The organism is Methylobacterium sp. CM6247, from assembly GCF_054817925.1.
On record NZ_JBTXKX010000003.1, the window covers coordinates 2,548,326 to 2,568,812 of the forward strand.

Consider the following 20,487-nt stretch of genomic DNA (forward strand, 5'->3'; position numbering starts at 1 on the left):
CTCCGCTGCGGTCCGGCCTGCCTCTCACCAAACACGACCTTCATCACGAGGCAGCGCATGGCGCGCGATACGTCCGACACGACACCGCTGACGAAGCGGGACGAACTGATCGCGTGGTTCGCCGAGGGCGAAAAACCGCCCGAGCGCTTCGCCGTCGGCACGGAGCACGAGAAGGTTCCGTTCTACCGGAACGGCAACGCACCCGTTCCCTATGCGGGCGAGACTGGAATCCGCGCGCTCCTCGAAGGCGTTGCGCGCGAAACGGGCTGGGAGGCGATCGAGGATGCCGGCAACCTGATCGGCCTCGCCGGAAATGACGGGGGAGCGATTTCGCTCGAACCTGGCGGGCAGTTCGAATTGTCCGGCGCGCCGCTAGCTGATGTCCATGCCACCGAGCGTGAATTGCGCAGCCATCTGGAGGCGACCGCGCGTGCGGCAGACCCACTCGGAATCGGTTTCCTCGATCTCGGCATGAGTCCGAAATGGACCCGCGAGGGAACGCCGGTCATGCCCAAGAGCCGGTACAAGATCATGGCCGGCTACATGCCCAAGGTCGGCTCCCTCGGCCTCGACATGATGCTGCGTACCGCCACGGTGCAGGTGAATCTCGACTTCTCCTCAGAAGCGGACATGGCGACCAAGATGCGGGTCGCCCTGGCGCTGCAACCGGTGGCGACGGCGCTCTTCGCGAACTCCCCCTTCACTGACGGGCGCCCCAACGGCTTCCTCTCGCGCCGCTCCGAGATCTGGCGCGATACCGATGGCGACAGGACTGGCATGCTGCCCCGCGCCTTCGAGGCTGGCTTCGGGTATGAAGCGTATACCGACTGGCTGCTCGACATGCCGATGTATTTCGTCAAGCGCGGGGAGACCTATCACGACGTCAGCGGCTCCTCGTTCCGCGATCTCATGGATGGGCGGCTCGCGGCGCTTCCCGGCGAGAGGGCTACGATGTCGGACTGGGCGAACCATGCCTCCACGGCTTTCCCCGAGGTCAGGCTCAAGCGCTACATCGAGATGCGCGGCTCAGATGTGGGCGGCGCGGACATGATCGTCGCGCAGGCGGCGTTCTGGGTCGGGCTGCTCTACGACGATGCCGGGCTCGCGGCGGCCTGGGACATTGCCAAGGCTTGGAGTACCGCAGAGCGCGAATGCCTTCGCGCCATCGTGCCCCGTCTAGGCCTCGCGACACCGATCGCCGGACGCAGTCTGGGCACTGTGGCAGCGGAAGCCCTCGCCATCGCCCGCAAGGGTCTTGAAGCGCGCGGGCGCCGTGATGCCCACGGACGCGATGAAACTCACTTCCTCCAGCCCCTCGAAGCCATCGTCGCCAGTGGTCATTCGCGGGCTGAGGACAGGTTGGCGGATTACGAGGGTCCATGGCGGCGCTCCGTCGATCCGGCGTTCACGGAATGCGTCTTCTGAAGAGAGGCTATTGACTATAAACCCATATCTTCTTGAAACGACAATTGTGCCGGGGCACACGTTCGGCCGATAGTGCCTCGTCTGTTCCGGAACGGTTCATCAAAGATGGTGTTTTAACGGTGCAGGTACACTCGAATTAGGAGATCGCCCGCATGTCGCGCATCATGTCCCTGGTCCTTGCCGGTTCGACCGCCGTCGGTCTGGCGGCAGCTCCTCTCTCCGGCGCACAAGCCGCCCCGATGCCCGCTCTGACGTCGGCACAGGTCGCTGGCGGCTCTGCCGTGGAGGCCGTTCGCTATGGCCGCTACTACGGCGGCGGCTACGGCTACCGTCGCGGCTATTATGGTGGCGGCTATCGCCGTGGCCCCGGCATCGGTGGAGCCCTTGCGGCGGGTGCCGCTCTGGGCATCATCGGCGGCGCCATCGCGGCGAGCCAGGCTCCCCGCTACGGCTATTACGACCGCGGCTACGCACCAGCCTATGGGTATGCCCCGGCCTATGGCTACGCGCCCGCCTATGGCTACGCCCCGGCCTACGGCTATCCTGCCTACGGCTACTAACATCATCCACGGAGCCTCGTCTTCGGCTCAAGCCCCGCCCGAGGCTCCAGCCTCGGGCGGGGCTTGTCGTATCGTTGGACAGATATGACCGACGCGCCACTCGTCCTCGATCTCAGCGGCCTGAAATGCCCCCTGCCGGTGCTACGCACCCGCAAGGCCATGCGCGGCCTGGAACCGGGGGCGCAGCTGACCATCCTCTGCACCGATCCGGTCTCGGTGATCGACATCCCCCATCTCGTCACCGAGGAGGGCGATCGTCTCGTCGGTCAGGGCCGCGACGACGGCGTCTTCAGCTTCACCATTGAGAAGGGCGGCACCTGAAAACGCGTTCATTCCGCACCGTCTTCGCCTCAATGATGCGGCAACTCGCGGTTAGGTGATCCCGAAGAAGGCCGCGTGACCGCCCGTGGCCGGAAGACGGGAACGACTATATGGCGCCGGTGATCCGTGGCACCCGCATCCTGCACGATGGCTGGAGCCGCTTTCTCGTGGCAGAAGTCACGATGCCGGACGGCACGCGCCTGACCCGCGAGATCGAGGATCACGGTCGCGCGGTCGGGGTGCTGCCCTATGATCCTGAGCGCCGTATGGCGCTTCTGGTAGAGCAGTTCCGGCCACCCACCTTCTTTGCGGCCGGCACCCTGTCGCTTCTCGAGATCCCGGCTGGACTCCTCGACGAATCCGAGCCCGAGGACGGCGCACGCCGCGAGGCCTTCGAGGAGACCGGCGTCCGCCTCGGCACCCTCGAACGCCTGACAACTGGGTGGTCGATGCCCGGAATTTCCACCGAACAGATGGACCTATTTCTGGGTGCCTATAGCGCCGCCGACCGCTCCGGCCCCGGCGGTGGGTTGGCCGAGGAACATGAAAGCATCACCGTCCACGAGATGCCCCTAGCCACCCTCGCCGCCATGAGCGACCGGGGCGAGATCACCGACATGAAAACCCTGGTGCTTCTCTTCGCACTGCGGCTTCGTCGGCCGGATTTGTTCGTCTGAAGCACCAATCCGGTGGGTACGGCGCGCGTCCTGTTCGACCTGATTGCCGGCACCGTCACCCTGTCCACGAACACGGGCGGCGTCTTTACTAACCTCACCGGCTCCATCGAGAAGGTTTCGGCGGACTTCCACCTCATCACCATCACCGCAACCTGCGCCACCACCGCCCTCGTGTCCCGCTTTTGCTTAGGCGACGACGCGAAGGCTCTCGCGTATCTCGGCGGCACGACCAAGAGCATGGACCTTTGGGCGTGCTCCTTCGCTCCGGCGGACTAGCCCCAGCACCCTTCGTTTGACCACCTCATCGCAGTAAACCGCGCCGCCCCGAGGGTGCCACACTGAGGCGATGACTGGGCTGCCCGTCGGCAGAGGGATCTCGAATTACATGAGCCGAAAATCAGAGAGGCCCCCTTCGTCTTCGCCCATTGCCGCCGATCAGCCCCCGCGGTTTATGCATTTCCGTGCAAAGAGCGCCGACCTGCAGGCAATACCTGAAGTTTTGGACAGGCCCGTGCCCTGTTTCAGCGTAATATTTATAGTCGCATAGGCGCTCGCCGCACCTTCGTAGCGGTTAAAGCTTCTGGCCAGTAGCCGGCCCATTCGATAAGCGCGATCGCCAAGGCAATAGCGATCACGGCCAGCGCAATAATCGCCTCGGTCTTCGTCCAACGCCGTCGCGTCCACCGGCTTAAGATGATTGTCAGTCGTAGAAGCTGATCCATCCGGGCAGCTTATCACCGCAAAGCCGGCCGGTCGCCGCACATGCTCAAGCCAGGAGCCAGCGGCCGAGCTGCACGGCGCCAAGGCCCATAAGACCAAGCCCGACTGCTTCCACGGCAACGAGACAAGCCAGGATCGCGTCCTGCGCAAGCCCTTTAGCAAAATGCTCTTCCGGCTCCGGCAAGTGCCCGTTGTCGAAGTGCTGCATTCCAAAATCCGCCCCCGGTCCGGAAAGCCGATCGTAGGAAGATACTTTTGTATTCACTATTCGGGAGACTACGCATGGGCGCGTCCGCCATCATGACGCATCTGAGCCTTGCCGCGCTTAAATCGCGGGAAGGCGTGCAGCTGGAAGCCTAGCTCGACGGCGTCGGGGTGTCGACGAACGGCTACGGCCACACCAGGGGCGTCAAGCTCGGACAGGTCATCACCAGGCCCATGCCGACGCGTTTTTCCTCGGTGACCTCGCCTCGCACGCGCTGCCGATCCTGTCCGCCATCAAGGTCCCGGTGGCCGAACACGAGCGGGAAGCCCTGATCTCCATCGCCTTCAACATCGGCGTGGGCGGCTTTACCGGCTCGACGTTCCTTCACCGCTTGAGCGCCGGCGAACGGAAGGGCTACGCGGAGGCGATCGAGCTGCGGACCAAGAACAAGGAGCTGCCCCCCGACTGCCGAGCGGGACCAGCTCCTGACGCCCTACACCAAGGCGGCGCCGAAGGCCCGTAGCACCGACGCGAAGCCGGTCAGCGCACTGCTCACGGCATCGGTGCCGTTGGACGTTCCACCCGTCGCGCCGGCGCCGGCCGCTTCCTTGATGATCCCGCCGGCTATCCCGCTGCCTTCGCCTGCCGCGAAGCCGCTGACGAACCCACGGTAGTCTCTTAGCCGAGCATGCTGGTCATGTTCCTCAACGGCTTCATCAACAACCAGATGGTGGGTCCGAAGGGGGCCTGCTCCCGAGCCTTCGGCGCGGCGGTGGGCTGCTTCATCGTGGTGCAATTCACGTTCGCGCTGACCTATGACGTTTTCACCGTCGCCCATTCTCCCGCCTCAACATTCCCGTCTTCGGCACGCTTGCAGGGTTCGAGGCCCTGTCGGTCTACATTGCCGTCCTAGAAGGTGTTTCACGCAAGAGCCGGCTTGGTGCGGTTCTCGACAAGCTGGAAAGGGTCGACGGGTAATGGGATGACTGGATTTTCTGGATACCACCATCGCCCGCCAATCGGTTGGATGGTGACCCGCGTGCGGGGCGACAAGGAGCACCTTCCGCCGCCGGTGCCCGCAACGCCGGCCGATGTGCCGGCGCCGTTCCAACAGGTGCAGCGCGAGGTCACCGGCGTGATGGAGGAGATGCGCGACTTCGCCCGGCGGCAGACCGTGGACATCAACAGCATCGCCGAGTGCGTGCGGACCATGCGGGATGAGGCGAAGCAGTACACAAGCTTGCTGGCTGCAATCGAACGAGAGCAGGCCACCGAGAATCGGACGCACGGATGCGATGCGCATGCTTGGCGCGCTCCTCCGTCTCACCTAATCCGACGCGCTACCGCGCCTGTTTGTCGTCCTGAGAGCGCGATATGACCCGCCCGGTGAGAACCAGAGGGATTTTTTTATAACGGATCCGTCGTAACGGCACCAGCCAAGCTGAAACCTTATTGGGATCTCAGTATTTATCTAGCTCGAGCGAAACACTGCTGCCTCGATTTGGATACATCCATGAATAAATTGATCCTTGTTACCACTGCGATTCTGCTTGCTGGTCCTGCTCTCGCGCAGGGCGTTGTCCCAAGCGAGCCAAGCGGGTCAGGAACGGTCATCGAAAACCAGCCGAATACGACCGGCAATGACCGCGACGTGACAGTTTCGCGTGGGGCGACTGGTGCCGAAACGGCTACAAGCGACTCGGCCGCGGGCGGCAATGCCAATCAGCCTTCGCGTGCCGTGCCAAACGGTAGCGCTGGCGGCGGCGGTGGGGGCAACGGCGGGCTCTAATCTCCACTGTGAGAAAGCCGGCTCATAAGCCTCGCAGACATTAACCCGCCCGGCTGACGCCGTGGCGGGTTTTTCGTTCGCGGCCTTGCAACGAGACATCCGGTCACCGTTTCATCCGGCTACTGGCGTAGTTTAACGGTTAGAACGCAAGCCTAAGAAACCTGAACCAGGGGTGCGGCTCCCCTTATCGTTTACATCCTTCTCCTCAAGCCCGACTGCCGTCAGGGCCAAAAAGGCTTTCCTGCGTTTTAGGAGCACGTTCGGCGCAATTTCGCTGCCCTGTAACAGACATGAGCCTGTATTTCGCCCCGAACAGACCTCGCCCGCCCGGGTCGCGCCCCCGCAGGTATTCGGTGAGGTGTGTGCGCCTAAGCACATCAATCATATGCCGGAAATCTTCGTAATCGCGAATTGATTGCCAACTCATTATCGTTGATCCTAACTCCTAGCTTGGCACTGAGCGGGGCATTGAGATGGATCGACATGTCGGCGACGCAAGAAATCGCTTTTGAGCAAGCTCATCGCGTGGGCGAGGGGCGCAGTGCAGAGGTTTTTGCAGACAGATCCGGACGAGTACTCAAACTCTATAAAGCAAAATGGGGCAATCAACTGGCGAAAAAAGAGTTCGTTGCGACATCTTTTGCCCGTTCCCATGGCCTGCGTGTCCCGGCTCCTTTGAGCATAATTGAGCAAGATGGACGAAGTGGTGTTATATTTGAACATATTTACGGCAAAACAGTCCTAGAACATTTTAAAAGTAGTCCGCTCGGAATGTTGGGCGCGTTACGAAAACTTGCCATCATTCAGTATAGCATTCATAAAATTGAAAACCCGCCGCTTCCGGACCAACAAGACGCGATCCGTATTCAGGTATCGAGAGCTCGGGTGCCGTCCTGGTTGAAACAGACAACGCTCGCGGTTCTCGACCGCCTACCGCATGGTGACAGGCTTTGTCATGGGGATCTCCATCCGGAGAACGTTCTCTACACATCCGAGGGCTTGGTCATCATAGACTGGGAGAAGTCAACATCTGGTCATCCGGCGGCAGATGTCGCCCGTACCGACCTCATCATCCGATCCGGACGCGTCGGCGAGACTCGCACGCTAAGAAAAGTGATAGACAGAATTATTTGTAAAGCTTTGGCAGAATTTTATATTCGGCAGTATTGCCAGTTGAGCATGATCAGCAGGCAGGATGTCATGGCTTGGCGTTTGCCGATGCTTGTTGCTCGCCTTTCCGGTCAGGTTGCTGCAAATGAGCATGAAATTCAGGCAGAAGCTTCAGAGCTCGGAACTCAGTTCGCGCATCTCGTATGAAGAATGGTCACATCGCCCCTAGCTGAACTCAAGCGCGGCGAGCGCAAGCGGAGACCAGACTCGTAGGTATTGACAGGCAGGTTTCCCTCCCTGACCTAGAGCGTTTTCGGTTTAATCTGGTTCGTATCCAGCGGCGGCGAAGAAGTTGGCGCACTCGTTCGGTGTGACCGTGTCGATGAGGCGCCCGATGGCAGACCACAGTCCCTCGACGCTGCGTTCGGCCGCTTTGCGCAGCAGCGCCTTCAGCTTCGAGAACGCCACTCGATTGATGGTGTGGATGGCTCCTGCTCCCGGCGTTGCGCTGGGGCATAGGCGGGATGTTGTCGCCTCAAGCTGAGGAGCCACCCATGTCCAAGCTTGTTACGGTCGGTATCGACCTCGCGAAGAGCGTTTTCCAAATCCACGGTGTCGATGAGAGCGGTCGTGTTCTCGTGCGTCGCCAACTCCGTCGAAGCCAGCTGCTCGCGTTTTTCGAGAAGCAGCCGCGATGCCTGATCGGCATGGAAGCTTGCGGAGGCGCTCACGACTGGGGGCGCAGGCTTCAGGGATTGGGGCATGATGTCCGGCTGATGCCGCCGTCTTACGTAAAGCCCTATGTGAAGCGCGGGAAGACGGACGCAGCCGATGCGGCCGCCATCTGTGAAGCGGTCACACGTCCCTCCATGCGGTTTGTCGCCGTGAAGAGCGAAGCTTGCTCTTCGGTCCTGGTTCTCCACCGCACGCGGGATCTTCTGGTCCGCCAGCGCACGCAGATCGGCAACGCGATCCGCGCTCACATGACGGAGTTCGGTGTCATCGCAGCCAAGGGCGCGCAGAATGTCGATCGGCTGCGAACGCAACTGCACCAACTACCGGAAGCGGCCCGATTGCCCGTCAACCTGCTCTTCGAGCAGTTGGTCGACACCGATACGCGGATCGAGCGGTTGACGGACGAGATCGAAGCGACCCACGCCCAAAGTGAGACGAGCCAGCGTCTGGCGACGATCCCGGGCGTCGGCAAGCTTTCGGCGACGATCATCGCAGCGACGACGCCGGACGTCGGCAACTTCGACTGCGCGAGGGACTATGCCGCCTGGCTCGGCCTGACCCCCAAGCCGCACTCCACCGGCGGTAAACAGAGGATCGGGCGGATCTCAAAGATGGGTAACCGGTATATTCGGCGGCTGCTCTATCTGGGCGCCATGTCGCAGATCATGGTGAGATCCAGGTGCGGTCCGAGACAGGACTGGCTGTCCGACCTGCTGGCCAGAAAGAAGACGAAAGTCGCCGCCATCGCGTTGGCACATCGCATGGCAAGAACGATCTTCGCTGTCCTCAGGGACGGCTCACGCTACCAGCCGCAGGCGACCACCGCCTGAACGGCTAAACGAACGGTCAGGGCGACGTGAGGTGATGGCGAACAAACGGAGAGGAAGAACCAGGACACCCCGATCAATCCGAAGCGCTTCAAGCGCGCTCGATTGAATGGGACCTGTTCTCCAAGCGGACTTCATCAGGGCGCGCAGCGATCCCGCTGCAGATCAGACGCCGTATACATGGCCGCAACCGACCAGTTCACCCGAACCGATCCGACATCCTTGACCCGCAGGAGTCATCCATACACGGGTTGAAGTCGCTGCGCGGTCCTTCGGTTCGGGGCTGTAGGGCGGGAGGAACAGCATTCGGGCGCCGACCGCTTCGATCGCCGCCCGCACGGCCGGTCCCTTGTGGCTTCCGAGGTTGTCCATGACGACGATGTCACCGGGGACGAGTTCGGGCACGAGGACGCGATCGACGTAAGCCTGGAAGGCGTCCCGGTTGATCGGCCCATCCAGCACGAACGGGGCGGCGATCCCGGACAGGCGCAGGCCCGCCACGAAGGTCGTGGTCTTCCAGTGGCCATGCGGCACGGGTGAGCGTAGCCGCTCGCCACACGGTGAACGCCCGCGGGTGCGGGCCATGTTGGTCGTGGTCCAGGTTTCGTCGAGGAATACGAGGCGGGTTGGATCGAGATCGGGCTGGCCTGCAAACCAGGCCTCGCGCGCCGCCCTCACATCGGGGCGGTCCTGCTCGGTCGCGTGGGCTGTCTTTTTTTGTACGTGAGGTCGCGCGCGTCGAGGAAGCTCCACAGGGTCCCGAGCCCGACCGTGAGAGCTTGCTCGTCCCGCAGCCGAGCGCGCATCTCTTCCAGGGTGATGTCGTCCTTCTCGTCGATCAGGCCGCGCAGGAAGTCCTCGTGCGGATCGAGCTTCGAGCGGCGCGCCCGCCCTTGTGGACGGGCCGCCACCGTCCCGGTCGTCGTGAGCGCGGCCATCCAGCGGATCGACGTTGCGATGCCGACCCCAAACCGCGCCGCCGCTTGCCGACGCGAAGTCGTTGCGGCGGCCTCCACCACCCGCTCGCGCAGATCCTGGCTGTAGGGTCGGCCCATGCCTCGCTCCTTCTCAAGAGCGACCAGTGAATCAGTCCACCAGCGCCGCGTGAACCCCTCCCGTCCGATTCAGCCCAGCCCGAAAACGCTCTAGAGCCTCCTTGAGGAGGCTGTCATGAAAGATACTTCAGATTATTTTTACGATGTGCAATATGAACCCGGCGGCTGGTCAGTTATCGATCGGGAAACGAAAGATGCGACGCTGGTACAGGGCGTTCGTCAGGTGGGCCGATCCAGAGCGGACGCCGACAACGTCGCTGAGGCTTTAAATGCCATGGAAGCCGAGAAGCCGGGATTATCTGCCACTTCGACGGATAGCCTCAGTGAGGTCCACGCTCCCCAAACTCAGCCGTCAGCGCCCTTACGGTCACCTTCGCCATCTCCACCGCCTCGGCCCGTGTGACGCGCTTGACGCTCTGCCGACGGAAGGGCATGGGACAAAAGGCGCGTGCGTCAAAGGTATTATCGCCTATTCTCCCGCATGCGCCGTCGGCAGTTCCGATACCTGTGTAGCGTGCGCTCCCCATCTCGAACTTAGTCGACCAAGTCCGCTTCTCCTCCAGGCCGGCCCGCGCGCGAACAACAGCGCCGCGTCCGAAGCGCCGATTGCACTCGTCCATCGCGGCCATCAATGGAGCGTTGCGCTTGCGCTTGCGGTCGAGCGGTCCGCTCAGGGTCCGTTGGGTCTCCTTGAGCAGCTTAGGGTCGGTGGTGATGACGCCGGCCTTGCTGTAGCGCCATGGCCGGTCGCCTAGCGCCTCACGCCAAGTACAAGCGACGCCCTCACGCGCCGCCTTGATCAGCGCCAGTGTGCCGTTCGTCGCCTCCGGTAACGTAATCGTCGTCGAGACGGAGCGCGTCGGGTCCCCGCGGTCATGTTCAGACGTGTGGTAGAAAACCGAGACGTGGGTCGTGCGGAGCCCACCCCGGCGCAGCTTATCACCCAATCGAGTCGCGTGAGCGGACACTGCCTGCTCCATCGTTGCGCCGTCCTCGATCCGCCTGGAGAACGACCCATGATGGGACACCCCTTCCATTGGGCCGGTATCACTTCGAGCGGTATAGAGCACACGCGCCCAGGCCATGGATGATACGCTCGCTGACTACCGTCATCGCCTTGCGGACGGGACGCGGGTCGAGGTCCCGCAAGTCGGCGATCGAATCGACGCCCATGGCTCCTAGCTTCGCCGACGAGGCGCGGCCGATGCCCCACACATGACCCTAACGGTAGATTGCCGTTTCTATCAATGGATACTGCTTTATGACAGTCACCAATCTCAGATAGTATAGATGGAAGTGCCGGATGAACCACCGGAAAGTCTTTCATTGGGAAAGCGACGATTTGAACCATTTGCCCCCCAATCGAAGTGTAACGTGATAGAAATATTTCTTGGATCATCTATCTTAACGGGCGAGCACTCAAACATGTTTAAGCGCGTCGATGCTGTTCAACGGCCCGGCGAGGACGAACAGAAGCGCAAGCGTGAAGCCGAGGATCGCGCGCGTCGTGCCCGCTTCGAGGAGCTGCGTACGATCGAAGCCGAGAAGGCAGGCCTGATCGTGTCTTGCGTGGTAGAGGGGCCGGCAGCCATTGGAGGTGCAACGGTTCAGCCCAAGTTAGAGTTCTTAGCTTTTACCCGCAGCATCTGGGGTCGTGGGAGCAGAACATGATCGGACGTTTTGAGTTGAGCCTCATACTCGCGACCGCTGCGGCCAGTGCCGCGATGGCCGCACCGATGTCCGCCGAGGACAAGGCCGCTTTACAGATGCAATGCGCTGGCGACTTCACGACCTTCTGCGCTGGCATGCCTCCCGAGGATGGCCCCGAGACGCAGGCCTGCTTCCAAAAGAACATGTCGAAGCTGTCGCCAGGATGCCAGAGCGCGATCCAGGCCTACAAGAAAAAGGGCTGACTTGGTCGGCAGGATATCCTACGCCTCCTCTATCCGTCCTTCGGAAGCAGGCATCGTTTGATCACCCGCTGATGTTATCCAGGAATGGCACTGAGCTCCGGGCTTCCGCTACTAGGCACGCTTCCTACTCATGCCACCGGGCATGCCCTCGCAGCAGCAGCTGTCCTTCCTGGCCTTCATCCCGCTATGGCCCATCGTTATCGAGCCTTTGCCACACATCGGCGCCTTACCTTTGTCTCCACCACAGCAATCCATCGCCAGCGCTGGGGCCGAGCCCATCACGACCATGGCAACTGCCATCAGTATTAGCTTCTTCACGGAACTCTTCTCCTCGTTGATCCTGGCTTACCAGTCCATGCAGCGTTGGCTGATGTGGCCCATCGCTCCGCCCCGTGGATAAAAATTGCGGATCCGTCGGTTTGGACGCCCAGAATGGTCAGCGAGCAGCAGGCGGCGGTAGGGGCGGCTTTATTTTGCGTGCGCACGCGACGTTGCAGCCGTCACGGTATCCCGTCAACGGCGATAGCGCGGCGCGCAGTCTTGCCTTTCCGGCGGCCCGGGCCGCCGGGCCGTATACCGCCGTGATGGCCGTGCGCACGGGGGCGAGAGCTTTGATCAGGGCAGCCACGGGGGCGTCCAACTTGCCAGCCGCCTCCACGAGATCGCCGGCACGCGCTTCCAGGGCAGTAGCCTCTTTCTCGCGGGCAGCGGTGTCACGGGCGGTGTCGCGCTGGGCCTGTACGGTTACGAGGGCAGCGGTGGCGCGGCCCAGGCTGCCTTCCAAGGCCGAGGCCAATGCCGGTGCATTGGCGAGGGCAGCACGCTCGATCGCGCCGGCCTCCTCGGCGGTCTGGCCGGCTTCGAGCCCCAGCGCCACGGCTCCGTCCTGCGTCTCGATGAGCGAGGCTACCTTGCTTTCGGCGGCGGCGAGTTCAGTGCGGAGCCGGGCGATGTTGCGCTCGCGCGCCAGCACGTCGGCATCCATCTCGGCGATCGGGTCTTTCGAGGCGAAGAGCTTCGGTAGTTTCATCGTTGCACCTGTGTCGGCCGCGTAATGAGGGCAGATCGCGTGCGGCCAGCCCGCAACCTGGAAAGGGCTATCGGCAGGCGCGAGACTGCGCCGGGCGGTTGAGGGCGAGGGCGGCGTCGCGCCACGCGGTGGGCGAGATCAGCACGCCGATGCTGGGGATGATCGCACCACGCTGAAGGGTGATCAGGCCAACGGCTTCGAGCATGCGCAGGCAGCGCCGGTACGCGGCCGGGTCGGGCAGCACGTCGCTGACATGGGCCGGGTCGGCCATGCACAGCCCGGCGATGGCGTAGCGGCGCGCGGCGTCATCGAGCACCATGGTCGCGGCGAGATCGGGCAGGCGCAGCCTATCGAGCCACCGGCTCACCACCTCTTCGCGGCGGCTCACCTCGATTTCGTGGATCGAGCGTCCAGGCTTGCCGGGCCTACCGCTCTCGCCGAGTTCGGCGTTGCCCTTCGTCTCGCGCTGGCTGGCGTGGCGCACGTTGTACGCGCCCAAGTATCGGCGGGGCTGTTTCGCGTGTTCGATCGTGACGGGCATGGCTGACATGGGGGGTACCTCAGATGTAGCGGACTGGTTGGGCGAGGCGATCGCGGGCCGTGATCAGGTCAACATGCTCGCCGAGGAGCATTTTTTGAGCATAGTCGAAGGGGTTGCCAGACGGTCCGATCCTCAGCAGCTCTTTGATGAAGTAAGCCGCTTCCCGCTCGCCACCCTTGGCCTTAACTATCTTGCCCATACGACCCTTCGCCATCGCCCGGGTCATGTAGCCCCCCATGTTTTGCTTATGCAGGGCCTGCACCTTAGACAGCAGTACATCCCAGATGATCGCCCGATAGTTGAGCTCTCCGTCCGAGAGGATGGGCACACCGGCAGCGTTCAACCCGGCCGGGCGGGGCACTTCCGTCTTCGCGGGCTGGGCAGCGGGGGGCGCAGGCGTCGAGGCAGGCTCGGGGGTAGGACGGCTTACCGGCCGCTTGTGGCTGGCACTGTCGGCCTGGGGCGGGCTGGCATACTCGCCGTCGTCGTCGCCGGCCCAGCGTGCCTGATCGCGGTACACCTCATCCGCCGCGTCGATATCGCTGTCATCGGCCGGGGCGGGGGGCGGGGCAGGGGCGATGCCCTGATCGGTGCTCTGCCGACTTTCTTCACTCGAAATACGCTGATCGCCCGTCAGGGAGATCGACGGCGTAGCCGGCGCGTCAGACCCTCTCTCGGCCGACACGGCGTCAGGGCTCTGAGGCGCAGCCGAAGAGTCCTGTACGGGAGGGAAATAAGAAACGTCGTGGGATAATGGCTCTGTCAAATTGACAGATGGACCGTCTGTCAAAGTCGGGGCTTTGCCACGGCAATTTTTGCAGTCAGTCTCGCCGTCAGCGCCCTTGTTTTTGGTGTCTCCGCTGGAACGCGCGGTGCCGTTGAACTGCCTTACCAGCTCCTTCGAGCGAGCACCCGAGAGCTTCACGGGCTGGCATTCCAGCATCAGCAAAATGGCGTCACACAGGCGATGATTGTGTTTCCCGGTGCGCTTCTCGCGGGAGATCAGACCGACATGCTCAAGAAGATCGAGGCGGCGTCCCACGGTCGAAACACTGAGGCCAGTGCGATCCGCAATCGTGCTCTGCTTGCGTTTGGCAACGCCCTGAGTCGCACCGCCGATCAGGTCTTCGAGAATTGCCGCCGACGCGGGATCGAGGCCCTTGTGCGAGCGCTTCCACTTGCCCAGGGCCCTGATGCCGACCGTCTCGCCATCGGTGCTATTGCCCGAGGGGGGGCCGCAACGCGGCTTGTCGTTGTAGGGCTCGGCCGGGCCACGCGACTGCGCCACAGCATCCTGGGCCAGATTGCGGTTCAGATGGCGCAGGCGCGATGCATGGCCGGCAGCGTCGTTGACTTGTGAGCTGTGCGCGACGAAATTATGCAAAGTCACTGGACTGGTCTCCCGTGGCAAGTGTTAAGCCAGAGTGGATGCTGGCTTTTCGAAAACTAAATTACGTGTTTGCCGGGGGAGCTCGGTGAGCATAGACGAAAGGGCCGGTGCGCGGGAGCGTCACCGGCCCTTTTTCTGTCTGGATCAAGCGGCTTTGTGCTCGTAATTGCCACGCAGCTCTGCGGCAGGCAGCTCGGACTTGAAGCGCATGATCTCGGCTTCGCTGATCAGCGTGCGGCCACCGAGTTTCACGGCGCTGATCCTGCCGGTCGCCATGAGCTTGTAGAGCGTCGTCACGCCGATACCGAGGCTGGCCTTAGCATCCTTCACAGTCATCAGACGTGCGTTGCGGCTATCCATGGGTAGTGCCCTCTTCGTCTTACCGGCGTCTTTCGCCAGCACCCGAGATGCACCCTGCCATGTCTCCGTCAGATCACGTCCACAGCCGATCGCGAAAAATCGGTCATCGACTGTGGGTGATTAGGGATGAAGTATCGCGAGCCGAGCTGGCGAGATCGGCCGACGCAGGATCAACCTCACTGAAAGAGTCCAAGTGAATCATGCAACGGCACCGGATTTCCGCGCAGTGACGCTCGACTGAAATTCGTCGGTTGAATCATTCGTTGAAAATAATCTTTGCCCGAATTACGCCAACAGCAGCCAGAGGTATGTTAGATCGACCAAACCGTCAGCTTTCAGGCACTTTCAATCTCATAGCCATGGTTGACAACAAACGAGACGCCGGGGCTTTCGCGATAAAAACAGAATAAAGCATTGCTATCGAGCTAGCCTTGCTTTGCAAAATATTCAAAAACCTTCCGCTGATACTTAAGAACCGCCTCGGGTCTACGAGCCATGGGCGTTGCAAATGAACTCCGAAAGGCGCTCTGCCACCCGTGCAGCGTCTCGCGTATCGCACTCCCAAATGATGAGCACCCGCCAACCCAGAGCCCGAAGCTCACGCTCTTTTCTGGCGTCCCGTTCTACATTTCTATCAAACTTGTCACTCCAAAATTCGGCATTCGCCTTAGGCGTCGAAGCGGATCGGCAGCCTGGATGGCGATGCCAGAAACAACCATGAACGAACACAGCGACCTTGTGCCGTGGTAAAACGAGGTCGGGACTACCGGGCAGGTCGCGGCGATGTAAGCGGAAGCGAAAGCCGAGCGCATGTGCAACGCGGCGAACGACGATCTCCGGCTTAGTGTCGCGCTGCCTCACCTTCTTCATCAGGGCGGTGCGGGCGGGTGTCGGCGGATTGATGAGCAACGGTTTCGTCACCGGGCCGCTCGATCTATGACGTTAATGAGCGACCCGATCGAAGGCGTTGTCCACATGGCTTCGGAACACATCTGCGATGATCTCGCCTAGCCTGACTGGCACCGCGTTACCAATCAGCCGGCCGAGCCGGGAGAAAGAAAGCGGCTCCCCTTCGTCAAGAAAGGCATAGTCTGGTGGAAAAGTTTGCAGGATCGCTGCCTCACGCAATGTGATGGCGCGATCCTGTTCTGGATGGCCAAAACGACCGTTTCCGAAGCCGAAGCACTGGGTTGTCATCGTAGGTGCCGGCTTGTCCCACTCCATCCGGCCATAGACGCTCGGATAGGTGTCGCCCGTCCTTTTGCGATGGCAGGCCGCGCGCAGTTCTTCCGGCCAGTCACGCCAAGTGCCCCCAGGCTTAGAGGCTCGTATACGTTGGAGGTTGAGATCACTCAGCTTGCACGCGACGTGGAGGGGGTCATGGGGGTCCGATTGGCCGGCTTCAAGGCGCGGGAGGTCAGCGATCTTAGATCGCACCGTCTGGACAGGCATATCTGCATCAAGGAGGGTCAGCCTTTGCGGGCTGAGGCGTGATGCAACGAGCACCATCCGCTTGCGCGTCTGCGGAACGCCAATGCGGTGGCAGTCGACCACGGACCAACTGACGTGGTACCCGTCAAGCGAGTTTAGGAAGTTCTTCAATACGCCGTGCAGCAGAAGTTGCGGTACGTTCTCCATAGTGACCAGATCGGGTTTCACCTCGCGGACAAGGCGACCGAAGCTCGCGACGAGCGACCAATCGCCGTCTTCCGCTTCGCCGCCGTTCCGCTTGCGATCACTTCGACTGTATGTGGAGAAAGGTTGGTACGGCGCACATCCAGCCAACAACTTAATCGGCGCATCACCGAATATGTCGATCACCTCGGAGGCTTCGAGACGATTCACGTCGCGCTCGATGAATCGCGATGGAGCGTTATTACGCTCATAGGCGAAGCGGCAAGAGCCATCTAGGTCCACGCCAGCCAGCACGTTAATGCCGCCGCGCCGGAGTCCGTGAGTTAGCCCGCCGACCCCGCAAAAGAGGTCGACCGCGCGTATATCGCTTTGCGGCTCGATCATGGGACCGTTAGATAGAGCTTTTGCTCGACGTAGTTCTGAAATCGGTTCACGACGAGCTGCAAGAATTCAAAGGCTACGTCAGCGATCTCCCGAATCCGGACAAGAGTCAAATCCTCGGCGTCTTCGAAGCTGCGATCGCCGTGTGCCAAGTCATTCCGACGGTCAGCCAGGAACTTTAAGGGACTCTTTCCTCCTAACTCAGGTCGGTTCGCCATCTTCCGATGTAAATCCTCTTCCATCGGTATGTCTATTCCGAACCATTTAGCGAATTCCCCGATCAATTCGTCGTGCCAATTTCCCTTGGGCTTCGCAATATGCTTTGTCTTTGGAGGCGTACCCGCGATCAGTAGTAAAGAAAATCGGTCAACAGTTTTCATCCGATCGTTAATATGTCCTTCGGTCCCAAACGCCCCATGTGCGCGTAGCCATTCTTTGCGAGCCGATGCCGACCAAGAGCTGGGAGGGGCCGCGCCGAAAGCCGTCCCCAGCATTTTCCTAATCTGGCTCATCACAGATTCAACGATATTGTAAAGATGAACCATCAACCCTGACTTCATGGTCAGTAGGTGACGAACCGAAAGCTGAGTACTCCCAATCGATAGCTGCTCACCTCCAACAATTTGGTCTTCTATTGAAAGCGCTAGCGAGTAATGGGTCTCGAATTGCTCGGCCCGTTCGCGCAAGATTGTCATGACAACTGTCATTGATTGACCAATATGTTCTTGACCAGATCGATCCGACCTTCGAGCTTACCCCTCACGTTCGCCCCGTCTGAAACGACCGCTTTGTCGAAGCCAACACGGATCATCTCGGCCTCAATCTCCGCCGGCTGCGCACTAAGCTGCGGGTCCTCCCGTAGAGCGAGAGCCGAGCCGATCGAGATAGCTTCAAAGCGAACGCGGGGTACCGCGCCTTTTGCGCCTCGTTTCTGAAACCCTTGAGGGAACGTCTGCGCCACAAATGTCAGCATCGACAGAAATTCCTGTCGCATAGCATCAATTGTCGCAGGCTGAGCTTCGGCGGCAGCGTTAGCTGACTTAAGATAGTCGTACAAAAACTTCTTTGGTCGGTCCCGGTATCCAGGAAAACGCCCTTCGGGAGTTGAGTTGGTATTGACGTAAGCAAAGAATCTTGTCGCCAACTCTTCTCGTTCCCGCTGATCTATGGCTTACTTAGACAACGGCGTGAGCTTCATGAACGCCGGCTCTTCGGCTAAATCTTTGATTAGATTGGTAACCGGCCCCGGCAACGAGCCACGCCTGATTTCTGCTTCGTTGGCGGAAGTCCCCGCTTTGTTAATACGAGCAAACATCTCTGCGCGCGTTGCCGCGTCCGTGTCGGTATTCAACACGATGGTTCTGATGGTGACGTCCTCGAACTTGTTGCGGCGGTCCTCTGAAAGATCGGTGAACCGAAACCCATTCAACTCGGGAACTAGGATGAGGTCTCTCAGTCGCAGTCCCTCTTTGAGGAACGACCGCATGGCCCGCATACGCTGCGATCCGTCGACGATCTCCATCTTTCCCTGATTAGTTTGGTAGAAAAAAAGGAAAGGAATAGGAAGCCCGACCAGCAATGATTCAATAAACTGCGATTGCTGCTCAGGACTCCATGCTAAGTTTCGCTGATATTCTGGAACAAAATAACGGTCTTCGGTGTCGGTAGAGAAGCGATGTACGTAATAAGAAACGGGATACTCAGCTATAGTGAATTTCACCAAACGAGCTGTTGCCGAGAGTGTCTCTTCGGCGCGCTGTCGATCCTGTTCACTCGGACCTGCGTCTTTCTTTTTCACCATTTGCAAGCTGCCCATTGTGTCAACAAAGCCGTTCGGGCTCAAACCGTGCCGCCTCGCGCACGCACTTCCTACGAATTGCAACTACCATAAAGGGTTTGGGTTACTGAGATGCATAAAAGGAAAGAGACCCACAGGATTCGAATTTTGCGGGGTATAAACGTTCCTCAAATCCACAGGCCGACGGGCTATCACTGCGGTCCCAGTTCGCTTCCGCGATGTTGGCCGGAAGCAGAGTCGATACTCAACCGACTTCCGCTATTCCTCCGAACTCCAGGCGTATCGCGCGATCGATTCGCCAAAAAACTGTGGCGTTTGCGCTGGGCTGAGTTCGAGCGTCCATAATATCGGGAAAAAATTTTACCCCGAACGGATGGCGCGCTCTACGGGGGACGGCCCACGGTTATCGTAGAGTGGCGGCAGCTTCCAAAATGGAGCGGCGGCACAAACCAACAGTAACCGGTATAGCAGGCGTTCTGCGCCCCCAGCGCGCCCCTAGCACACCCATCGGCCATCGGAGGCGAGTCCTCGAAAGCGGCTATGGTTGATTTTGTTGAAGAATTTGGTGCCGCAAGAGGGAGGGGAATCCACACCGCTTCTAGAGCTAAAAACCCCTTAAAAATCAGTGGGCTGGACGGTGCCTAAATGGGTGCCTAAAAGGGGTGTCTAATGCCAGTGTCTAAAAGGGTTCGAGATGGTCGGTCGGAAGGGGGACTATCTTTACCGGAAGCCCGATTCGCAAGTGTGGCGAATCAAGCTACAATACCCGGCGGACATGGGTCGGAAGGTCGAGCGCAGGAGCCTAAGGACCCTCGACCGGGCGGAGGCTGAGATCCTCGCTGTCCCCATAATCGCACAATACAGGCTCGATCTCTGGGAGCATCAGAATCGTCGAAAGAAGCGTTTCTTCGTCGAGTCCGTCGACACAATTTATCCGATCGGTGAGAGCACGCTTCCGGACGGAACGGAGGTCGTGGCGACACGGCTTTCAGCCTACCTGATGAGGCTAGGTGAGCCGGCTGAGAAGGTCGACAACTACCGCCTCAACCTCACGCCGCGTTTCGATCATGACGAAGCGAATCGAAGGGAGGCAGCTCCTCCGAAGGCGCAGGGGGGCGACGCGGATCTTCCCATCCTCGAAGCCTACCTCGCCCTGAAGAAGCGGAACGCATATTACGCGAAGGAGGCCCGAGACACCTGGGCGCTGTTCGGGCGGTTGGTCGACGGCAAGGCCATGAAGGATTGCACCCGCGAGGACGGACGCAAGCTCGTGGCCCATCTCCAGGAACGTGGGGACAAGTCCGCGACGATTGTGAAGAAACTGAATTACCTCGGCGCCGCAGTGAACTACGCGATCGGAGAGGGGCTTCTGACGTCCAACCCGTTTGCGAAAATCGCTCCTCAGATCCACGACGCTAGCCGCCGCGTGCCGTACGATGACGAGGAGATGGCAAAGGTTGCGCTGGCCCTGCCGGGATTCGATCCGCAGTCGCGCCTTCTCTGGTTACTACTGGCTTCCACCGGCATGCGTCTCGGTGAGGCGTTCCACATCAACTCGGAGAAGATTGAGAAGGGCATCCGGTACGTCGAGATCGGGTCGAAGAACGCTCAGTCCAGACGCCGGCTCCCCTTGCCCGATGCGGTCCTGCCGCTTCTGCCGGAGAAGATCACCGGGCAGCTTTTCAAATCGAACTCAAAAAACCTGGGCCGGGTGCTCCAGCGTCTCGTTAGGAAGGCCGGTGCTGATGGAGAAGGCAAGGTGCTCCACTCGCTTCGGCATAGGGCCAAGGACCGTATGCGTGCGGAGGGATGCCCTGTGGAGGTCCAGTACGAGCTGTTCGGCCACGAAGAGAAGACGGTGGCAGCCGGCTACGGGCACGGCAGCCCCATGACCGTCCTGAAACCATGGATCGATAAAATCATACGAGAGGGCGCATGAGCTTCATCAGATCGAACGGTAGGCGCGGCGATGCTGGTTGCCGGCGCGCGTCTGCTCAGTTTTGCGCGAGTGATCG

25 protein-coding genes and 3 pseudogenes are annotated in these 20,487 nt (G+C 60.7%); 14 read left to right on the forward strand and 14 right to left on the reverse strand.

The features are described from left to right. The first annotated feature begins 57 nt into the window (after positions 1-57). From ACYQOP_RS12750 to ACYQOP_RS12770, 5 genes are all read left to right on the forward strand, one after another. A complete protein-coding gene (locus ACYQOP_RS12750) occupies positions 58-1,425 on the forward strand; it encodes a glutamate--cysteine ligase (protein WP_461222586.1) in 1,368 nt (455 codons plus the stop codon). Between the two features lie 152 nt (positions 1,426-1,577). After that, entirely contained in the window at positions 1,578-1,985 is a 408-nt protein-coding gene (locus ACYQOP_RS12755; RefSeq protein ID WP_461222588.1) for a hypothetical protein, read from the forward strand. Positions 1,986-2,069: 84 nt separating this feature from the next. Then, positions 2,070-2,306 (forward strand): sulfurtransferase TusA family protein, encoded by a 237-nt coding sequence (locus ACYQOP_RS12760; protein WP_207412554.1) that lies wholly within the window; start codon positions 2,070-2,072, stop codon positions 2,304-2,306. Positions 2,307-2,416: 110 nt separating this feature from the next. Next, entirely contained in the window at positions 2,417-2,983 is a 567-nt protein-coding gene (locus ACYQOP_RS12765) for an NUDIX domain-containing protein (RefSeq protein ID WP_461222589.1), read from the forward strand. 12 nt (positions 2,984-2,995) lie between these two features. After that, entirely contained in the window at positions 2,996-3,259 is a 264-nt protein-coding gene (locus ACYQOP_RS12770) for a hypothetical protein (RefSeq protein WP_461222590.1), read from the forward strand. Positions 3,260-3,749: 490 nt separating this feature from the next. On the opposite strand, the gene ACYQOP_RS12775 is transcribed toward ACYQOP_RS12770, so the two are convergent. Next, entirely contained in the window at positions 3,750-3,911 is a 162-nt protein-coding gene (locus tag ACYQOP_RS12775; protein ID WP_461222592.1) for a hypothetical protein, read from the reverse strand. A 121-nt stretch (positions 3,912-4,032) separates the two neighbouring features. Between ACYQOP_RS12775 and ACYQOP_RS12780 the strand changes: the two genes are divergently transcribed. Then, positions 4,033-4,431, forward strand: a complete 399-nt coding sequence (locus tag ACYQOP_RS12780) for a glycoside hydrolase family protein (RefSeq protein WP_461225302.1) — start codon at positions 4,033-4,035, stop codon at positions 4,429-4,431. Here the strand turns inward: ACYQOP_RS12780 and ACYQOP_RS12785 are convergent. Beyond that, on the reverse strand, positions 4,402-4,746 hold the full coding sequence (locus ACYQOP_RS12785; RefSeq protein ID WP_461222593.1) for a hypothetical protein: 345 nt from the start codon (positions 4,744-4,746) through the stop codon (positions 4,402-4,404). The genes ACYQOP_RS12780 and ACYQOP_RS12785 overlap by 30 nt on opposite strands. Positions 4,747-4,935: 189 nt before the next feature. On the opposite strand from ACYQOP_RS12785, the gene ACYQOP_RS12790 reads away from it, so the two are divergent. From ACYQOP_RS12790 to ACYQOP_RS12800, 3 genes are all read left to right on the forward strand, one after another. Next, positions 4,936-5,286: a hypothetical protein gene (locus ACYQOP_RS12790; protein ID WP_461222594.1), complete on the forward strand. Its 351-nt coding sequence runs from the start codon at positions 4,936-4,938 to the stop codon at positions 5,284-5,286. A gap of 135 nt (positions 5,287-5,421) precedes the next feature. After that, a complete protein-coding gene (locus tag ACYQOP_RS12795) occupies positions 5,422-5,697 on the forward strand; it encodes a hypothetical protein (protein ID WP_461222595.1) in 276 nt (91 codons plus the stop codon). A 483-nt stretch (positions 5,698-6,180) separates the two neighbouring features. Continuing rightward, positions 6,181-7,014 (forward strand): phosphotransferase family protein, encoded by an 834-nt coding sequence (locus ACYQOP_RS12800; RefSeq protein WP_461222596.1) that lies wholly within the window; start codon positions 6,181-6,183, stop codon positions 7,012-7,014. Between the two features lie 111 nt (positions 7,015-7,125). Here ACYQOP_RS12800 and ACYQOP_RS12805 read toward each other — a convergent pair. Further along, positions 7,126-7,272, reverse strand: a pseudogene (locus tag ACYQOP_RS12805) (IS630 family transposase); the annotation flags it as partial. Between the two features lie 89 nt (positions 7,273-7,361). Here ACYQOP_RS12805 and ACYQOP_RS12810 point away from each other — a divergent pair. Next, complete coding sequence (locus ACYQOP_RS12810) at positions 7,362-8,372, forward strand: IS110 family RNA-guided transposase (protein ID WP_419951587.1); 1,011 nt, start codon at positions 7,362-7,364, stop codon at positions 8,370-8,372. Positions 8,373-8,645: 273 nt separating this feature from the next. Here ACYQOP_RS12810 and ACYQOP_RS12815 read toward each other — a convergent pair. Both ACYQOP_RS12815 and ACYQOP_RS12820 read right to left on the reverse strand, forming a co-directional pair. Beyond that, positions 8,646-9,424: pseudogene (locus ACYQOP_RS12815) on the reverse strand (IS630 family transposase); the annotation flags it as partial. 469 nt (positions 9,425-9,893) lie between these two features. Then, positions 9,894-10,645, reverse strand: a pseudogene (locus tag ACYQOP_RS12820) (DinB/UmuC family translesion DNA polymerase); the annotation flags it as partial. A 69-nt stretch (positions 10,646-10,714) separates the two neighbouring features. Here ACYQOP_RS12820 and ACYQOP_RS12825 point away from each other — a divergent pair. The 3 genes from ACYQOP_RS12825 (at position 10,715) to ACYQOP_RS12835 (ending at position 11,737) form a co-directional block, all read left to right on the forward strand. Beyond that, positions 10,715-11,095, forward strand: coding sequence for a hypothetical protein (locus ACYQOP_RS12825; protein WP_461222597.1), 381 nt, complete (start codon positions 10,715-10,717; stop codon positions 11,093-11,095). Further along, positions 11,092-11,337 (forward strand): hypothetical protein, encoded by a 246-nt coding sequence (locus tag ACYQOP_RS12830; RefSeq protein ID WP_461222598.1) that lies wholly within the window; start codon positions 11,092-11,094, stop codon positions 11,335-11,337. Before ACYQOP_RS12825 ends, ACYQOP_RS12830 begins: the two co-directional genes overlap by 4 nt. A gap of 142 nt (positions 11,338-11,479) precedes the next feature. After that, entirely contained in the window at positions 11,480-11,737 is a 258-nt protein-coding gene (locus ACYQOP_RS12835) for a hypothetical protein (RefSeq protein ID WP_461222599.1), read from the forward strand. Between the two features lie 36 nt (positions 11,738-11,773). Here the strand turns inward: ACYQOP_RS12835 and ACYQOP_RS12840 are convergent, their stop codons facing one another. The 9 genes from ACYQOP_RS12840 to ACYQOP_RS12880 all read right to left on the reverse strand — a co-directional run bounded on the left by ACYQOP_RS12840 (position 11,774) and on the right by ACYQOP_RS12880 (position 18,490). After that, complete coding sequence (locus ACYQOP_RS12840) at positions 11,774-12,367, reverse strand: hypothetical protein (RefSeq protein ID WP_461222600.1); 594 nt, start codon at positions 12,365-12,367, stop codon at positions 11,774-11,776. A gap of 67 nt (positions 12,368-12,434) precedes the next feature. Next, positions 12,435-12,917 (reverse strand): hypothetical protein, encoded by a 483-nt coding sequence (locus tag ACYQOP_RS12845; protein WP_461222601.1) that lies wholly within the window; start codon positions 12,915-12,917, stop codon positions 12,435-12,437. 10 nt (positions 12,918-12,927) lie between these two features. Beyond that, positions 12,928-14,298 carry a helix-turn-helix transcriptional regulator gene (locus ACYQOP_RS12850; RefSeq protein WP_461222602.1) on the reverse strand — a complete coding sequence of 457 codons (1,371 nt, stop codon included), beginning with the start codon at positions 14,296-14,298 and terminating at the stop codon, positions 12,928-12,930. Between the two features lie 144 nt (positions 14,299-14,442). Then, entirely contained in the window at positions 14,443-14,658 is a 216-nt protein-coding gene (locus tag ACYQOP_RS12855) for a helix-turn-helix domain-containing protein (protein WP_461222603.1), read from the reverse strand. 486 nt (positions 14,659-15,144) lie between these two features. Continuing rightward, the gene (locus ACYQOP_RS12860; RefSeq protein WP_461222604.1) at positions 15,145-15,579 is read right to left on the reverse strand and encodes a very short patch repair endonuclease; all 435 of its coding nucleotides are present in this window, start codon (positions 15,577-15,579) and stop codon (positions 15,145-15,147) included. A gap of 21 nt (positions 15,580-15,600) precedes the next feature. Continuing rightward, complete coding sequence (locus tag ACYQOP_RS12865) at positions 15,601-16,677, reverse strand: DNA cytosine methyltransferase (RefSeq protein WP_461222605.1); 1,077 nt, start codon at positions 16,675-16,677, stop codon at positions 15,601-15,603. Continuing rightward, positions 16,674-17,381: an MAE_28990/MAE_18760 family HEPN-like nuclease gene (locus ACYQOP_RS12870; protein ID WP_461222606.1), complete on the reverse strand. Its 708-nt coding sequence runs from the start codon at positions 17,379-17,381 to the stop codon at positions 16,674-16,676. Before ACYQOP_RS12870 ends, ACYQOP_RS12865 begins: the two co-directional genes overlap by 4 nt. Next, positions 17,378-17,818 (reverse strand): hypothetical protein, encoded by a 441-nt coding sequence (locus ACYQOP_RS12875; RefSeq protein ID WP_461222607.1) that lies wholly within the window; start codon positions 17,816-17,818, stop codon positions 17,378-17,380. Before ACYQOP_RS12875 ends, ACYQOP_RS12870 begins: the two co-directional genes overlap by 4 nt. Before the next feature lie 27 nt (positions 17,819-17,845). After that, a complete protein-coding gene (locus tag ACYQOP_RS12880; RefSeq protein WP_461222608.1) occupies positions 17,846-18,490 on the reverse strand; it encodes a DUF262 domain-containing protein in 645 nt (214 codons plus the stop codon). A 757-nt stretch (positions 18,491-19,247) separates the two neighbouring features. Here ACYQOP_RS12880 and ACYQOP_RS12885 point away from each other — a divergent pair. After that, complete coding sequence (locus ACYQOP_RS12885; RefSeq protein ID WP_461222609.1) at positions 19,248-20,411, forward strand: tyrosine-type recombinase/integrase; 1,164 nt, start codon at positions 19,248-19,250, stop codon at positions 20,409-20,411. Positions 20,412-20,487 lie beyond the last annotated feature (76 nt).

Coding starts and splice junctions, on each gene's coding strand:
- ACYQOP_RS12750 (WP_461222586.1), top strand. CDS start 58: ATGGCGCGCGATACGTCCGACACGACACCGCTGACGAAGCGGGACGAA.
- ACYQOP_RS12755 (WP_461222588.1), top strand. CDS start 1,578: ATGTCGCGCATCATGTCCCTGGTCCTTGCCGGTTCGACCGCCGTCGGT.
- ACYQOP_RS12760 (WP_207412554.1), top strand. CDS start 2,070: ATGACCGACGCGCCACTCGTCCTCGATCTCAGCGGCCTGAAATGCCCC.
- ACYQOP_RS12765 (WP_461222589.1), top strand. CDS start 2,417: ATGGCGCCGGTGATCCGTGGCACCCGCATCCTGCACGATGGCTGGAGC.
- ACYQOP_RS12775 (WP_461222592.1), bottom strand. CDS start 3,911: ATGCAGCACTTCGACAACGGGCACTTGCCGGAGCCGGAAGAGCATTTT.
- ACYQOP_RS12785 (WP_461222593.1), bottom strand. CDS start 4,746: ATGGGCGACGGTGAAAACGTCATAGGTCAGCGCGAACGTGAATTGCAC.
- ACYQOP_RS12790 (WP_461222594.1), top strand. CDS start 4,936: ATGGTGACCCGCGTGCGGGGCGACAAGGAGCACCTTCCGCCGCCGGTG.
- ACYQOP_RS12795 (WP_461222595.1), top strand. CDS start 5,422: ATGAATAAATTGATCCTTGTTACCACTGCGATTCTGCTTGCTGGTCCT.
- ACYQOP_RS12800 (WP_461222596.1), top strand. CDS start 6,181: ATGTCGGCGACGCAAGAAATCGCTTTTGAGCAAGCTCATCGCGTGGGC.
- ACYQOP_RS12810 (WP_419951587.1), top strand. CDS start 7,362: ATGTCCAAGCTTGTTACGGTCGGTATCGACCTCGCGAAGAGCGTTTTC.
- ACYQOP_RS12825 (WP_461222597.1), top strand. CDS start 10,715: ATGGAAGTGCCGGATGAACCACCGGAAAGTCTTTCATTGGGAAAGCGA.
- ACYQOP_RS12830 (WP_461222598.1), top strand. CDS start 11,092: ATGATCGGACGTTTTGAGTTGAGCCTCATACTCGCGACCGCTGCGGCC.
- ACYQOP_RS12835 (WP_461222599.1), top strand. CDS start 11,480: ATGCCCTCGCAGCAGCAGCTGTCCTTCCTGGCCTTCATCCCGCTATGG.
- ACYQOP_RS12840 (WP_461222600.1), bottom strand. CDS start 12,367: ATGAAACTACCGAAGCTCTTCGCCTCGAAAGACCCGATCGCCGAGATG.
- ACYQOP_RS12845 (WP_461222601.1), bottom strand. CDS start 12,917: ATGTCAGCCATGCCCGTCACGATCGAACACGCGAAACAGCCCCGCCGA.
- ACYQOP_RS12855 (WP_461222603.1), bottom strand. CDS start 14,658: ATGGATAGCCGCAACGCACGTCTGATGACTGTGAAGGATGCTAAGGCC.
- ACYQOP_RS12865 (WP_461222605.1), bottom strand. CDS start 16,677: ATGATCGAGCCGCAAAGCGATATACGCGCGGTCGACCTCTTTTGCGGG.
- ACYQOP_RS12870 (WP_461222606.1), bottom strand. CDS start 17,381: ATGACAGTTGTCATGACAATCTTGCGCGAACGGGCCGAGCAATTCGAG.
- ACYQOP_RS12880 (WP_461222608.1), bottom strand. CDS start 18,490: ATGGGCAGCTTGCAAATGGTGAAAAAGAAAGACGCAGGTCCGAGTGAA.
- ACYQOP_RS12885 (WP_461222609.1), top strand. CDS start 19,248: ATGGGTCGGAAGGTCGAGCGCAGGAGCCTAAGGACCCTCGACCGGGCG.